Raw genomic sequence first — 13198 nt, 5'->3', positions numbered from 1 at the left:
TTTTTGTTGGATATATTAAATGTACAAAAGCATAAAAATTGGAATACTGCACCCATTGCCGTTCGAACAATGTTTTTCACCATGAAACGTCGAATTCCGACTAACTTGGACTTTTCAACATTCCATGAAGTCGAGCTATCATGGCGTTTTACACTTTACGTGCACTGATATTTTCTTGAAATAGTCCGGATATCAGTATACGAAATATACTTGCTTTCACCATTGGGGTGCAACCTGTGTTTTTCTCATGTATAATACTTTAGAGAAGAAGTTGGAAGGATGAATTATATATGTCTAAACCGGTAGTAGCTATCGTAGGCCGGCCGAATGTCGGAAAGTCCACAATCTTTAACAGGATTGTAGGGGAACGTATATCAATCGTAGAGGATATCCCAGGAATCACACGCGATCGTTTATACAGCTCGGCAGATTGGCTGACTCATGAATTCAATATAATCGATACAGGCGGTATCGAAATTGGGGACGAGCCATTTTTGGAACAAATCCGTCAGCAAGCAGAAATCGCGATCCAGGAAGCAGATGTCATCATCTTCCTTACCAATGGTCGTGAAGGTGTAACTGCTGCTGATGAACAAGTGGCGAAAATATTGTATAAAACAAAAAAACCAGTCGTGCTGGCAATCAATAAAATAGATAATCCAGACATGCGTTCCATGATTTATGATTTCTATTCACTTGGATTCGGTGAACCATTCCCGATCTCTGGTTCCCATGGTCTTGGATTAGGGGATCTGCTCGATGAAGTGGCAAAAAACTTCCCTGAACAGGGTGAAGAAGAATATCCAGAGAATGTCATCAAATTCTCACTCATCGGTCGTCCGAATGTAGGGAAGTCTTCTTTAGTGAACAGCTTCCTTGGGGATGAACGAGTCATCGTAAGCGAAATCGCAGGTACTACACGCGACGCAATCGATACTCAATATGAATATGAAGACCAGCCATATGTCATCATCGATACAGCTGGTATGCGTAAAAAAGGGAAAGTTTACGAAACGACTGAGAAATACAGTGTGCTTCGTGCTCTTCGTGCAATTGAACGTTCCGACGTTGTTTTAGTCGTATTAAACGCTGAAGAAGGTATTCAGGAACAAGATAAAAAAATTGCCGGCTACGCACACGAAGCGGGTAAAGCAGTCATTATCGTCGTAAATAAATGGGATGCTGTTGAAAAAGATGAGAAAACGATGAACAAAACAACAAAAATGATTCGTGAACATTTCTTATTCCTCGATTATGCACCAATCATTTTCGTATCCGCAAAAACTAATCAGCGTGTGCATTCAATTTTACCAATTATCAACCGTGTCAGTGAAAACCATGCAATGCGTGTTACTTCTAGTGTCTTGAACGAAGTAATTGAGGATTCAGTTGCACGTAACCCTGCACCGACAGACAAAGGCCGTCGTCTGCGTATTTATTACGCTACACAAGTTGCGATCAAGCCACCGACATTTGTCGTGTTTGTGAACGAACCAGAAATCATGCATTTCTCATATGAACGCTTCCTTGAAAATAGAATTCGTGAATCTTTCGATTTTGAAGGGACACCAATTCGTCTTATTACACGCGCTAGAACGTAATTTGTTTCAGTAGGAGAGTTGCTAACATGGAAAAAGTAGTCGTTTTAGGTGCCGGAAGCTGGGGGACAGCGTTAAGTATTGTTCTTGCAGAAAACGGTCATGATTGTTTGCTATGGTCGCACCGTGAAGATCAGGCAAACGAAATCAATCAGCAACATACAAATGAAAAGTATCTACCTGGAACTGTATTACCAGATTCGTTGATAGCTACTTCATCCCTAGAAGAAGCAGCCAGACATGGGAAAATAGTGGTCATGGCTGTTCCGACGAAAGGCATTCGTGAAGTATGCCGCAATATCAAAGAGTGGATACAGGAACCTATTCTTTTTGTTCACGTGTCAAAAGGTATTGAACCAGACTCATTAAAACGTATTTCTGAAGTGATGAGGGAAGAATTGCCCGCTCACTTGATAGAAGAAATTGTAGTTCTATCGGGTCCGAGTCATGCCGAAGAAGTAGTTTTGAAACACCCGACTACCGTGACAGCAGCGTGCGAAAATATTCAATATGCTGAAAAAGTACAGGATTTGTTTATGCATGGATACTTCCGCGTATATACCAATTCTGATGTCATTGGAGTAGAAATGGGCGGTGCATTGAAAAATATCATTGCACTGGCTGCAGGAATAACTGATGGATTGGGATACGGTGATAATGCCAAGGCTGCTCTAATAACAAGAGGACTTGCTGAAATTGCCCGCTTAGGAACAAAAATGGGTGCCAATCCCTTAACGTTCTCAGGCTTAACAGGCATTGGGGACTTAATTGTGACCTGTACAAGCGTTCATTCTCGAAATTGGCGGGCTGGCAGCATGCTGGGTAAAGGGATGAACCTGGATGAAGTGTTGGAGCAAATGGGAATGGTTGTTGAAGGTGTACGCACCACAAAAGCTGCATACCAGTTGTCGAAATTCCATGATGTTCCCATGCCGATCACCAGTGCTCTTTATGCCGTGTTATTTGAACAAGTAGATCCAAAATCAGCAGTTGATCAGTTAATGGATCGCGTGAAGAAACATGAAATGGAAGATTTATTCGAGTATCTATAAATCGTCACAAAACAAGGGGTAGAGCGTCTGTACCTCTTGTTTTTTCGTGTTATACTTATTCGTTGAGAGATAGTGAAAGGTGGTTAATTTTATGTCATCACTAGACAAAATGTGGATTTCGTTTGCTGCAATGGGCTTCATGATGATTTCTATGTGCTTAATTTATGTCAGTCGAAATAAAATCAATAATCGTGTTATTAAATTTCTATTTGCACTTGTTTCATATGTACTTCTAATCATTGGATTCTTATGTATGATATATATCGTATTTAGCGGTCCAACAGGGGGGGCGTAAGAAAATCATGAAGAAAATATCACAATTAAGTCTATTAATCCTCATTGCAATATTGTTGTCGGGATGTATGTATCCCGAATCGGAACGGGTAGAAAATCAAAGACCCGATGAAGAACAATTGGCTTCAGTACAAGCCGCTGTAGAAAAATTCCAAGAGACTACAGATGGTTTATTGCCTATTAAAACAAGGGATCAAGATGTTGATCAATACATTAAATATCCGATTGATTTCGAAAAGATTGTTCCGGCTTATTTAAGTGAAATTCCTCCAAATTCGTACGAAAATGGTGGTTTGTTTCAATATGTCATCATGGATGTCGAAGAAAATCCAACGGTCAAATTGGTTGATTTACGTTCTGCTGAAAAAATAAGAGAATTAAATATTAAACTTGGCGCAAATGGGTATGGGCCTATAGCGGAACAAGTCGCGGAAAATGTATATAAACTGGATTACAAAATCATGGGTTACAAAGAGGAACAAACAGTACCTAGTCCATATTCAAACGTAAATCTCCCATTAGTTGCAACGGGAGATGGGTCTATTTATATCGATTACTCGATTGAGTTAAATCGCATCCTCCAAGAAGATAAACCAGATGTCAAACCTGGTGAAGATATTCGTTATCTATTGGTAGACAAATACCCTGTTTTGCCAGCTTACTCGCTACCATACACTGTCAATGAAAAGAATGAACCAGAATTTCTACAAAAGGAAGTTAAATAGATCCGCTAAAAATAGCTATCAGATCTCTTCGTTGGCTTGTTTCTTGCTCCTCACGTATTGAGAACATACGCTGCGGTGCTCGAAAACTACGCCGCATTGACCTCCTCGGCTATTTTTATGCTACTTATTGAACTAGAATTTAAAGAAATAAAGAGAAACGTTTCGTGCATATGCATGAAACGTTTTTTTTGTGCATACGATAAAGTGCGTAGGAAAGGGGGCAACGATATGGCTGAAGAGCTTTATCAACAAATAGCCGAACGGACAAATGGAGATGTATACATTGGTGTTGTTGGACCGGTACGAGTAGGAAAATCTACTTTTGTAAAGCGGGTAATGGAAAGTTTAGTAATTCCGAATATGACGGACGAAGTGGACCGAATCCGTGCACAAGATGAACTACCTCAGAGCTCTCCTGGTGCAGTAATTATGACAGCTGAACCGAAATTTGTGCCAGCTCATGGTACTAGCATTCAAGTGGGTGACGACGCATTCCGATTCCATATTCGCCTGGCGGATTGTGTAGGATATATTATTGAGGGTGTAAAAGGCCATGAAGATGAGAACGGTCCGAAGTACGTTCACACACCATGGCATCATGAACCAATCCCGTTCCAGGAAGCTGCAAGAATCGGCACAGATAAAGTTATCCGTGACCATTCTACAATTGGGATTGTAATGACAACAGACGGTTCGGTTAACGACATTCCGAGATCAGCAGTCGAGGGTGTTGAAGAAGAAATTATCGGTCAGTTAAAAGAGATTGGAAAACCTTTTGTAGTTGTTCTGAATACCCGATTCCCGGCTCATGATCAAACTCATGCATTGCGCCAGGAATTATGTGACAAATACAACGTGCCGGTCATTGCGACAGCTGTGGATCAAATGACAGTCCAAGAGATTCAATGGGTATTGAAAGAAGCGCTGTATGAGTTTCCAGTGACAACATTTGAACTTTTGAAACCGGAATGGATGGATGTATTGGAAAGTGATCATCCACTTAAACAATCGATTCAAAATTCTTTGGATTCTTGGTCTCAACAAGTTGCAAAAATCAGAGATGTGAAAGATCTGGCTACATTTTTATCTGAAGAACCTCACGTTGCAAACGCTGAAGTCATTGAAGTGAATGCAGGTAAAGGAAAAGCATCCATTCAAATCGATTTAACAGATGATGCGTTTCAATCGGTATATCAGGACTTCCTGGAAGAGCCGATTGTCTCGAAAAAAGATTGGCTTTTATACGTAAAAGAAGCATCATATGCAAAAAAATCATATTTAAGGTTCCACGAAGCCATTGAAATGGCAAAAGAAAGTGGTTATGGTGTGACTCTACCGACAATGGAAGATTTCACGCCTTCAGCACCAGAGTTAATTAAAGAAAATAATTTCTTTGGTGTCCGGATGAAAGCAAAAGCACCTTCACTACACATTATCCGTGTAGATATGGATGCAGAGTTCTCACCATTGATTGGCTCGGAATTCCATAGTCAACAGTTATTAAAAGATTTAAAAGATGCCTACCTGCACAACCGTGATGCCTTATGGCAAACATCTTTATTCGGTACTCCACTTCACGAAATGCTGAAGGAAAGCATGAAATTCAAAACAGAAGCTGTTCCAACTCATGCGAAGAGACGCATGCGTGAGACGATTGAACGAATGGTAAACGAAGGCGATCGCGGGAGCGTCACCTTTATTCTATAAAAAAGAACGGGGCATCGCATTTTACTATGCGAAAAGTCCCGTTCTTTTTTGTTATGAGGGCATTTTCTGCATGAAGTTGGAAATTGTGGTGGAAATATTGTTGCGTAGGCTTTTTGGTTATGATACTCTTTTTACATGATTGAGGTTCCATCCCCTTTGAGAGGAGGTGAATGGTGTGAATAAAACAGAATTAGTGAACTCTGTAGCTGAAGCTGCAGATCTTTCGAAAAAAGATGCTTCTAAAGCAGTTGATGCGTTATTTGATACAATTCAAGATGCTCTTGCAAAGGGTGAAAAAATCCAGCTAATTGGTTTTGGTAACTTTGAAGTTCGTGAACGTGCTGCTCGTAAGGGTCGTAACCCACAAACAGGTAAAGAAATCGAAATCGCTGCAAGCAAAGTACCTGCTTTCAAACCAGGTAAAGCGCTTAAGGACGCGGTAAAATAATACGTGTCTGAACCTACATAAGAACGGCTTTTGTGAATTCTCACAGAAGTCGTTCTTTTTTTATTTGGTTTAGTTAAACGATACTTTTAATTAACATATATTTTCGCTAGCACCTTATATTTTGGAAGCTTTTTTTCAGTTTACAGTGTCGCTCCAGATAAGAGCTTTTCTCTTTTTAAAAAAGAATCTAGACGAATGAAGCGTTTTTGCGTAACATTTGATGGTATGCTACGATTCAGTAGTATTATTTATATTCATTACATATCTCTCAATTTCATTTTATTCTTTGAGGATTAAAGCTCGATTTGTGTCGTCTGCATTAGTAAAGTGCAGTAACTCATAAAACAATCTGGCTTGCGTTGTGATTATTTCAGGAGGCGTCCATCATGTCAAAAGTAAATTTACAAAAAATAGAAGAAGCAGTGAAAATGATTCTGGAAGCAGTAGGCGAAGACCCAGAACGTGAAGGATTACTTGAAACGCCAAAACGTGTGGCAAAGATGTATGCTGAAATGTTTTCAGGGCTGCAGGAAGACCCTAAAGAATACTTTAAAACCGTTTTCCATGAAGACCATGAAGAGCTGGTTTTAGTAAAAGACATTCCGTTTCATTCGATGTGTGAACATCACTTAGTTCCTTTTTACGGAAAAGCGCATATCGCCTATATTCCGAGAGATGGAGTCGTTACAGGCTTAAGCAAATTGGCGAGAGCAGTAGAGACAACAGCAAGACGTCCGCAATTACAAGAACGTATTACGTCTACGATTGCAGATTCGATTATGGAGATGCTAAATCCTTATGGTGTATATGTAGTGATCGAGGCTGAACATATGTGCATGACGATGCGAGGTATAAAAAAACCTGGAGCTAAAACCGTCACGGCAGTTGCACGTGGGGTCTACGAAGAAGACGATATTAAACGTAGTGAGATTTTATCGTTCATTCAAATGAATTAAGCAAGTAAACTTACAAAGTTAGGTTATGCTATGATAAATAGACAATAAAGTTCATGGAGGAGGATGCTGAATGGCACAAACGGAGTATATCGTAATCCGCGCAGAAGAAGATGGTGTTCACGTAATCGGACTTACTAGAGGCACAGACACAAAATTTCATCACTCAGAAAAACTGGATCGTGGCGAAGTTATGATTGCACAATTTACTGAACATACTTCAGCGATGAAAATCCGTGGGAAAGCAGAAATTCGAACAACTCATGGCACGATTCACAGTGAAACGAAAAAATAGGTCCAGTCTACGTGAAGGACTAGCGTTGCTGTGCTATAATGACAAAATACGACACCGGCAATATAGCGAAATGGAGCACGTACGATGAACGAACAATTCATTCAACAAACAATCGAACAATTTAAGTCGAAAATATTGATGTCTGTCCGTCATCGGACTCTTCGTATCCATACGGGCGAACCGGATCTTCGCGAAGACCGATTATTTTTTTTGCTTCTGCCATATTTGAATGGAGAGCATTGGAATGATGAGCAGGAACAATCAGCTATTTCGGTTGCAGTCATTTATAGTGCATTAGCGGCACATGATCAGATTAAAGAATTAAATGCTTCGTCCAAAAGTCAGCAATTAACTGTGCTGGCCGGAGATTACTATAGTGGTCTCTATTACCAAATGTTAGCCAAACTCTCCAATATAGATTTGATACGTTCATTATCCAATGGCATTATCGATATCAGTGAGAAAAAGGCATCTGTCTATGACAACGTAAAGCAATCATTTGATCAATGGATGGAAACCATTCAGACCATTGAAAGTTTATCTATTGTTCAATTTCATGAACACTTTGAGTACGTGGGATATCAATCATTTGTTCGTCGAGGCTTAATGATTCATCGATTAGAATACGAGTTGGATCTAGTGAAACAAGGGAAAAGTTCTCGTTTTCAAGAGTCGTTAGCAGATAGCGAAGATGAATTTGATTTTTCACACTCCTGGCTCGTCTTACTGAACCATGAACTTTCTAATCAAAAAATCAAAATGATGGAAGACATTTCACAATCTCATCTATTAAGCCATCCTGTCCGAAAATACTTATTAGATTTGTACAAACTCCGCTTGAATGAACAAGTGTCAGTCATGAGAGAAAGGTGACCTAGGCATGACCAAAACAAAAGAGCAACGTGTCCATGAAGTATTTGAAAAAATTTCAGGGAATTACGATAAGATGAATTCAGTCATCAGTTTTCAACAACATATAAAATGGCGTGAAGATACGATGTCGCGAATGAAAGTTGAACCAGGAAGCACCACATTGGATGTTTGCTGCGGTACAGCCGATTGGACGATTTCAATGGGTCAAGCTGTAGGGTCCTCTGGTAAAGCGATAGGACTGGATTTCAGTCAAAATATGTTGAATGTCGGTATGGAAAAAGTGAAAGATTATCCTCAGATTGAGCTTGTTCATGGCAATGCGATGGATTTACCTTATCCGGATCATACCTTTGACTATGTTACGATTGGATTTGGTTTGCGAAATGTACCGGATTATATGCAGGTTTTAAAAGAAATGCATCGCGTCCTGAAACCGGGTGGTATGTTTGTATGTCTTGAAACTTCGCAGTCGGAGTTGCCAGTTTATAAACAACTGTTTCGCTTTTATTTCAAATATGTGATGCCTGTCTTTGGTAAGTTTTTCGCCAAAAGCTACAAAGAGTATTCTTGGTTACAAGAATCGGCAAAAGATTTCCCAGGAATGAAGGCACTTGCAAAAATGCTTGAACATGCTGGATTCAAACAAGTTGAATACAAGCCATATAGCGGCGGAGCAGCTGCGAGACATATTGGCATTAAAAAAGTTTAAATAGCGGGAGAAGGTTAATTGTTGTGGAAAAGATGAAGTTGAAGATGCTCTATTCTGATATGCGTTCAGATTTAGATCTCATCGAAAAAGAATTGGAAATAGCGGTGAATTCGTCTTCAGACTTACTCAATGAAGCTTCTCTTCATTTATTGCATGCGGGCGGAAAGCGAATTCGGCCCGTTTTTGTTTTGTTGGCAGCTAAGTTTGGAAATTATCAAATTGACCAAATTAAACATGTCGCCGTCCCACTGGAGCTTATTCATATGGCCTCATTGGTACATGATGATGTAATAGATGATTCCGAAATGAGACGTGGACAATTAACGGTAAAAGCACAGTGGAATAATCGAGTCGCCATGTATACCGGCGATTTTATTTTTGCCCGTGCTCTTGAATACATAACGAACATCCAAAATCCAAAAGCGCATCAAATCCTATCTTATACAATGGTTGAAATATGCCTAGGAGAAATCATTCAAATTGAAGACAAATTCAAATTGGATCAACGCCTTCAGGATTATTTTAGACGGATTAAAAGAAAAACAGCGTTGTTGATTTCCTCAAGCTGTCAGCTCGGCGCAGTTGTCTCGGGAGCCGATGAAAAAACCGTCAATCATCTGAAGCGGTTTGGATATTATGTCGGCATGTCATTCCAAATAATTGATGATATTTTGGATATTACGTCTACTGATAAAGAATTAGGCAAACCTGCCGGATCTGATTTGATACAAGGTAATATAACTTTACCGATTTTGTTCTTGAAAGATTTGCCGGAATTCAGACCAGATCTTGAACATGCTCTATCAGGAAATATGACTGAAACAGAGCGTTTAGCACTCGTTAAAAAGATTCGGGAATCAGATGCAATTGAGAAGTCCAAAGCAATCAGCAACCGGTATTTGCAGAAAGCTTTAAAAGAAATCGATGCACTTCCAGCGTCGCGTGCAAAAAAATCATTACGAGATATTGCACTATATATGGGCAAGCGTAAATTTTAATGTGTTGAACAAACGAAGAGACAATGGTAATATTTTTTACGGTGGATAAAGTATCCATAACTATTTTGGGGATAAATCTCTAACATACAATTGAAGGAGTGTTAATTATGGAAAGAACTTTCTTAATGGTAAAACCTGATGGCGTACAACGTAACCTAATCGGTGAAATCGTTGGTCGTTTCGAAAACAAAGGCTTCCAACTTGTTGGAGCAAAATTAATGCAAATCACACCTGAACTTGCTGGCGAACACTACGGCGAGCACAAAGAGCGTCCGTTCTTCGGTGAATTGGTAGACTTCATTACTTCTGGACCAGTTTTCGCAATGGTTTGGGAAGGCGAAAATGTAATCGCTACTTCTCGTTTATTAGTAGGTGCTACTAACCCTAAAGAATCTGCTCCAGGAACAATCCGTGGCGATTTTGCAGTAACTGTTGGCAAAAACATCATTCACGGTTCTGACTCTGCAGATAGCGCTGTTCGTGAAATCGGTTTATTCTTCAAAGAAGAAGAACTAGTTTCTTATTCAAAAGACGCTAACAACTGGGTAAACTAATTAACTTAGCAGTCAAATGATTTTTCATTTGACTGCTTTTTATTTTAAGCAAATATAGCTTTGCGATATAATGGAACTATATTTGCATACATAATAGTTGTTTTCATACTTGTAGGCTCATTCTTGAAATGTGCAACAAGCGCAAATGGACTATATATAACAGTTAAGTTTAAAATAGCCTATAATGAAAATAGTAAGTAAAATCGTCCGAAGGAATTTTCGGACTTTTTTTAATATTTTCAAGAACGATGAAAATGAAATCGGTTTGTGTTATAGTGTTACTTAAAATACTTTAGCGAGTTGAAGGGGGAAAGTGTTATGCGTTATTTAACAGCTGGAGAATCTCACGGTCCACAATTGACCGCCATTATAGAAGGATTACCCGCACAATTAACCATTACAGCAGAAATGATCAATAAGGATTTAAAAAGAAGACAAGGTGGTCATGGACGTGGCAGACGTATGCAAATTGAAACCGATACGGTTGATATAACTTCAGGTGTGCGTCACGGTAAGACATTAGGTTCACCAGTTGCTCTGGTGGTTACAAACGACGATTGGAAGCACTGGACACATGTCATGGGAATTGAACCATTGGAAGAAGGATTGAACCCAGAAGATATCAAACGACAAATTACGCGTCCTCGACCAGGGCATGCGGATTTAGTCGGCGGCATGAAATATGGTCATTCAGATTTAAGAAACGTTTTGGAACGTTCTTCCGCGCGAGAAACGACTGTTCGTGTGGCTGTTGGTGCAGTGGCAAAACAGTTACTTTCGGAATTGGGGATCAACATTGTTTCGCACGTGACAGAAATCGGTGGCATAAAAGCAGATCCATCCGCTTGGGAAGGTCTAGATGTAAAGCAAATTCGTGAAATCATTGAAGCGGATCCTGTTTATTGCTTGGACCCACAGGCCTCAGAATTAATGGTCAAAGCAATTGATGAAGCAAAAGAAAACGGCGATTCTATCGGTGGAGTTGTGGAAGTCATTGTGGAGGGTATGCCAGCTGGAATAGGAAGCTATGTTCACTATGATCGTAAACTCGATGCCAAACTTGCAATGGCAGTAATGAGCATTAATGCATTCAAAGGTGTTGAAGTTGGATTAGGATTTGAAATGGCTCGTAAACCAGGCAGTCAAGTACATGACGAAATTGTTTGGAATGAGGAACAAGGGTATACCAGAACAACAAATCGACTAGGAGGACTGGAAGGTGGCATGTCCACTGGAATGCCAATTGTCGTCCGAGGTGTAATGAAACCCATTCCAACTCTATATAAACCTCTTCAAAGTGTCGATATATCTACGAAAGAACCATTTAAAGCTAGTATAGAACGTTCAGATAGTTGTGCTGTACCTGCAGCCTCTGTTGTTGCAGAGCATGTCGTAGCGTGGGAAATTGCCAATGCCATTTTGGAACAATTCCATAGTGATCAAATGCCACAACTTCTCAATTCAATCAACCAGCACCGTGCCTATACAAAGGAGTTCTAAAGAATGCATACTATTTCAATCGACACGGAAAGCAAATCATACAAAGTTCATGTAGGTTCATTCATATACGAGCCTGCATTGGCTTTATATGAAAAGCAAATTAAACATGCAGATCATGTGGTAATCTTTGTCGACGAAGCAGTTGCCAATCTGCATTTGGACAAATTGCTGAAACCTCTCCAATCGTTTTTGGATACATCCGTTCATATATGTCGGTTGCCTGCAGGGGAATCCAGTAAATCTATGGAGACCTTTATGGCATGTCAGTCGTTTTTGCTCGAAAAAGGGTGTACCAGAAAATCAATTCTTTTCGCTTTTGGCGGTGGAGCATGTGGTGATGTAGTAGGTTTTGTTGCCTCTACATTCATGCGAGGGATTCCTTTTATACAATTACCGACAACTATTTTAGCTCATGATAGTGCAGTTGGAGGGAAAACGGCAGTCAATCATCCGCAAGGGAAAAATATGATCGGCTCGTTTTATCAGCCTGAAGCTGTCATTTTTGATATTTCGACATTAGCCACGTTGCCTAATCAACAAGTATTATCAGGGATGGCTGAAGTAATAAAACATGCTCTAATCTCGGATAAGAATTGGTTGGAAGATTTGCTTTCTTATCAATCTCTTGAAAATATATCAGAAGAACAGAAGTTATCTTTCTTGGTTAAAGGCATTCAAGTAAAGGCTGATATAGTGAAAGCGGATGAGTTTGAGCAATCCGTAAGGAAATATCTGAATTTAGGACATACTTATGGACACGCAATTGAAGCGTCAGTTGGATACGGAAATATAACGCACGGGGAATCCGTTGCAATTGGACTTGTGATTTCACTTCAGTTAAGTGAAAAACTACTGTCGCTCAAAGAAGGAACAGCCAAAAAGCTTTTTAATGCTTTGAACGGTTTTGGGTATTCATTTGAACCTGTTTTAAAGCAGGAAATCGATCAACTCATTCCTTATATGAAACGTGATAAAAAGGCTTCTTTTGGTGATCTTCATTTTGTTCTACTCGAACAAATCGGAAAACCATGTATGAAAATTGTCCCCGTTGAAGAAGTAGTACGGGCACATGAACAATTACGAAAATGGAGTAAGGAGGTACATAAATGATTCGTGGTATTCGAGGAGCGACCACCATACCAGAAGATTCGACATCTCATATTTTAATTGAGACAGAGAAGCTTGTTTTGACAATGGCTAGAGAAAACCAAATCAGTCCTGAGGATGTTGCATCTGTCGTGGTTTCAACGACAACTGATATAGCTTCTGCATTTCCTGCAAAAGCTGTCCGAAGTATTCCTGAATGGACATACGTACCTGTTATGTGTACCCATGAAATGGATGTACCAGGCGCGATGCCATTGTGTATACGTGTATTGATGCACGTCAATACGGAAAAATCGCAACGCGATATTCATCATGTATACATGAACGATGCAGTTAAATTACGACCTGATTTAATAACAAACAATAAGTAAGAAGGTAGAGGCGA

General features: G+C 39.8%; 15 protein-coding genes. All 15 read left to right on the top strand.

Translation table 11 applies throughout. From position 1 onward, the window contains the following. Window positions 1-290 precede the first annotated feature (290 nt). Window positions 291-1601, top strand: coding sequence for a ribosome biogenesis GTPase Der (der, locus tag HMPREF1210_RS04505; protein ID WP_016427426.1), 1311 nt, complete (start codon window positions 291-293; stop codon window positions 1599-1601). Window positions 1602-1627: 26 nt separating this feature from the next. After that, window positions 1628-2650, top strand: coding sequence for an NAD(P)H-dependent glycerol-3-phosphate dehydrogenase (locus tag HMPREF1210_RS04500; protein WP_016427425.1), 1023 nt, complete (start codon window positions 1628-1630; stop codon window positions 2648-2650). Window positions 2651-2741: 91 nt separating this feature from the next. Further along, window positions 2742-2945: a DUF2768 domain-containing protein gene (locus tag HMPREF1210_RS04495; protein ID WP_016427424.1), complete on the top strand. Its 204-nt coding sequence runs from the start codon at window positions 2742-2744 to the stop codon at window positions 2943-2945. Window positions 2946-2952: 7 nt separating this feature from the next. Further along, window positions 2953-3669 (top strand): hypothetical protein, encoded by a 717-nt coding sequence (locus HMPREF1210_RS04490; RefSeq protein ID WP_016427423.1) that lies wholly within the window; start codon window positions 2953-2955, stop codon window positions 3667-3669. A 228-nt stretch (window positions 3670-3897) separates the two neighbouring features. Next, window positions 3898-5376: a stage IV sporulation protein A gene (gene spoIVA / locus HMPREF1210_RS04485; RefSeq protein ID WP_016427422.1), complete on the top strand. Its 1479-nt coding sequence runs from the start codon at window positions 3898-3900 to the stop codon at window positions 5374-5376. Between the two features lie 175 nt (window positions 5377-5551). Further along, window positions 5552-5824: an HU family DNA-binding protein gene (locus HMPREF1210_RS04480; RefSeq protein WP_016427421.1), complete on the top strand. Its 273-nt coding sequence runs from the start codon at window positions 5552-5554 to the stop codon at window positions 5822-5824. A gap of 386 nt (window positions 5825-6210) precedes the next feature. Next, complete coding sequence (gene folE / locus HMPREF1210_RS04475) at window positions 6211-6780, top strand: GTP cyclohydrolase I FolE (protein WP_016427420.1); 570 nt, start codon at window positions 6211-6213, stop codon at window positions 6778-6780. A gap of 70 nt (window positions 6781-6850) precedes the next feature. Beyond that, window positions 6851-7072: a trp RNA-binding attenuation protein MtrB gene (gene mtrB / locus HMPREF1210_RS04470; RefSeq protein WP_016427419.1), complete on the top strand. Its 222-nt coding sequence runs from the start codon at window positions 6851-6853 to the stop codon at window positions 7070-7072. An 84-nt stretch (window positions 7073-7156) separates the two neighbouring features. After that, the gene (locus HMPREF1210_RS04465) at window positions 7157-7945 is read left to right on the top strand and encodes a heptaprenyl diphosphate synthase component 1 (RefSeq protein ID WP_016427418.1); all 789 of its coding nucleotides are present in this window, start codon (window positions 7157-7159) and stop codon (window positions 7943-7945) included. Between the two features lie 7 nt (window positions 7946-7952). Continuing rightward, window positions 7953-8654, top strand: coding sequence for a demethylmenaquinone methyltransferase (locus HMPREF1210_RS04460; protein ID WP_016427417.1), 702 nt, complete (start codon window positions 7953-7955; stop codon window positions 8652-8654). Between the two features lie 23 nt (window positions 8655-8677). Further along, the gene (hepT, locus tag HMPREF1210_RS04455; RefSeq protein ID WP_016427416.1) at window positions 8678-9652 is read left to right on the top strand and encodes a heptaprenyl diphosphate synthase component II; all 975 of its coding nucleotides are present in this window, start codon (window positions 8678-8680) and stop codon (window positions 9650-9652) included. A 107-nt stretch (window positions 9653-9759) separates the two neighbouring features. Further along, window positions 9760-10206 (top strand): nucleoside-diphosphate kinase, encoded by a 447-nt coding sequence (gene ndk / locus HMPREF1210_RS04450; RefSeq protein ID WP_016427415.1) that lies wholly within the window; start codon window positions 9760-9762, stop codon window positions 10204-10206. 318 nt (window positions 10207-10524) lie between these two features. Then, the gene (gene aroC / locus HMPREF1210_RS04445; protein ID WP_016427414.1) at window positions 10525-11706 is read left to right on the top strand and encodes a chorismate synthase; all 1182 of its coding nucleotides are present in this window, start codon (window positions 10525-10527) and stop codon (window positions 11704-11706) included. A 3-nt stretch (window positions 11707-11709) separates the two neighbouring features. After that, window positions 11710-12816 (top strand): 3-dehydroquinate synthase, encoded by a 1107-nt coding sequence (aroB, locus tag HMPREF1210_RS04440; RefSeq protein WP_016427413.1) that lies wholly within the window; start codon window positions 11710-11712, stop codon window positions 12814-12816. Continuing rightward, window positions 12813-13184, top strand: a complete 372-nt coding sequence (gene aroH, locus HMPREF1210_RS04435; protein ID WP_016427412.1) for a chorismate mutase — start codon at window positions 12813-12815, stop codon at window positions 13182-13184. The genes aroB and aroH overlap by 4 nt, the downstream gene beginning before the upstream one ends. The last annotated feature ends 14 nt before the right edge of the window (window positions 13185-13198 follow it).

The organism is Paenisporosarcina sp. HGH0030 (assembly GCF_000411295.1).
GTDB lineage: Bacteria > Bacillota > Bacilli > Bacillales_A > Planococcaceae > Paenisporosarcina.
Note: the sequence above shows the minus strand (reverse complement) of the source record. Positions and strands in the feature narration are given on the sequence as shown.

Bases quoted from the DNA above. Each gene is read 5' to 3' on its own strand.
- der (WP_016427426.1), top strand. From the start codon at position 291: ATGTCTAAACCGGTAGTAGCTATCGTAGGCCGGCCGAATGTCGGAAAG.
- HMPREF1210_RS04500 (WP_016427425.1), top strand. From the start codon at position 1,628: ATGGAAAAAGTAGTCGTTTTAGGTGCCGGAAGCTGGGGGACAGCGTTA.
- HMPREF1210_RS04495 (WP_016427424.1), top strand. From the start codon at position 2,742: ATGTCATCACTAGACAAAATGTGGATTTCGTTTGCTGCAATGGGCTTC.
- HMPREF1210_RS04490 (WP_016427423.1), top strand. From the start codon at position 2,953: ATGAAGAAAATATCACAATTAAGTCTATTAATCCTCATTGCAATATTG.
- spoIVA (WP_016427422.1), top strand. From the start codon at position 3,898: ATGGCTGAAGAGCTTTATCAACAAATAGCCGAACGGACAAATGGAGAT.
- folE (WP_016427420.1), top strand. From the start codon at position 6,211: ATGTCAAAAGTAAATTTACAAAAAATAGAAGAAGCAGTGAAAATGATT.
- mtrB (WP_016427419.1), top strand. From the start codon at position 6,851: ATGGCACAAACGGAGTATATCGTAATCCGCGCAGAAGAAGATGGTGTT.
- HMPREF1210_RS04465 (WP_016427418.1), top strand. From the start codon at position 7,157: ATGAACGAACAATTCATTCAACAAACAATCGAACAATTTAAGTCGAAA.
- HMPREF1210_RS04460 (WP_016427417.1), top strand. From the start codon at position 7,953: ATGACCAAAACAAAAGAGCAACGTGTCCATGAAGTATTTGAAAAAATT.
- ndk (WP_016427415.1), top strand. From the start codon at position 9,760: ATGGAAAGAACTTTCTTAATGGTAAAACCTGATGGCGTACAACGTAAC.
- aroC (WP_016427414.1), top strand. From the start codon at position 10,525: ATGCGTTATTTAACAGCTGGAGAATCTCACGGTCCACAATTGACCGCC.
- aroB (WP_016427413.1), top strand. From the start codon at position 11,710: ATGCATACTATTTCAATCGACACGGAAAGCAAATCATACAAAGTTCAT.
- aroH (WP_016427412.1), top strand. From the start codon at position 12,813: ATGATTCGTGGTATTCGAGGAGCGACCACCATACCAGAAGATTCGACA.